The following is a 1101-nucleotide window of genomic DNA, read 5'->3' as shown; positions in this document are numbered from 1 at the left end:
AGACGCAAAAAAATTGGTGCAAACGCTACAAGTCCAGATAATTTACATCTTCATACTCTACTCTTTAAAAAGCTTAAAAACAATCCTTTAACCTCAAGTGTTATTATCTGTGCTTATATGCCTATTGTGTGTATAAGCACTATTTTTTATGCTTATACACATATACTAATACTATTTATTTTAAGCCTTGCTGTTGCGTATTTTGTGCTTTATAAAAAGCTTTTAGCTTTCTAATGAGTTGAGTCTATTTAAAAAATATGAGATAGTTTTGCGATTGACTTTTAATTCCTTTGCTATATGTAAAATAGGAATGCCTTGTTGTCGCATACCCAAGATTTTATTTTTAAAGGGATAGAGTTTAAGTTGTTGTGTTGGTGTTAAAGTCCCTTTAAATCTCCCTATATGTTTGCCATTACTCTTAAGTCTCTCCAATGCTTCTTTGGTGCGTTGGGATATTAATTGTCGCTCTATTTCTGCGCTTAATCCAAAGGCAAAGGCTAAAACTTTAGAATTGATATTATCTCCTAATTCGTAGTTTTCTTTAATGGAATAAATTGTAATCCCGCATTCCATACATTGATTAAGCACACTCATAATCTGCAATAAACTTCTACCAAGCCTTGAAATCTCGCTCACAATAATGGCATCGCCCCTTTTGGCTTTTTTAAGAATTGTGCCAAGCTTTCTATACTTAGGGGCAATAGCACCACTCATAGTTTCCTTGTATATGGAATCAATATGGATATTACGATTTTCACACCATCTTTGTATTTCAAAATTTTGATTCTCAATCGTTTGCTTACTTGTCGATACCCTCAAATATACATAGTTCATACAACTCCTTTTTAGGAGCTATTTAAACTTAAAACGAATTAACTTTGTATAAAAATAACTATAACCTAGCACAAATACAGCACACAAAAGAAGCAATATAGAGGTATGATGATAAAAAAACACGCTCAACACAACAAAAGGCAAACAAAACGCGCATATAACAAGCGAAGTGTAAGCATTGTTGCGAGTAATTCGTTTAAAAATCAGCATATGCAAATGCACTTTGTCAGGCTCTGTGGCGGATTGTTTTCGTTTGTAGGATTTGCG

1 protein-coding gene and 2 pseudogenes are annotated in these 1101 nt (G+C 33.2%); 1 reads left to right on the top strand and 2 read right to left on the bottom strand.

What is annotated here, in order from left to right:
• Nucleotides 1-234 (top strand): annotated as a pseudogene (locus tag LS67_RS10060) (glycosyltransferase family 4 protein); the annotation flags it as partial.
• Here LS67_RS10060 and LS67_RS09450 read toward each other — a convergent pair.
• Entirely contained in the window at nucleotides 223-834 is a 612-nt protein-coding gene (locus LS67_RS09450) for a recombinase family protein (RefSeq protein ID WP_034328590.1), read from the bottom strand. The pseudogene LS67_RS10060 and the gene LS67_RS09450 sit on opposite strands and share 12 nt — an antisense overlap.
• 18 nt (nucleotides 835-852) lie before the next feature.
• Nucleotides 853-1101: pseudogene (locus LS67_RS09705) on the bottom strand (glycosyltransferase family 4 protein); the annotation flags it as partial.

The organism is Helicobacter sp. MIT 03-1616 (genome assembly GCF_000765685.2).
Taxonomy (GTDB): domain Bacteria; phylum Campylobacterota; class Campylobacteria; order Campylobacterales; family Helicobacteraceae; genus Helicobacter_C; species Helicobacter_C typhlonius.
Note: the sequence above shows the minus strand (reverse complement) of the source record. Positions and strands in the feature narration are given on the sequence as shown.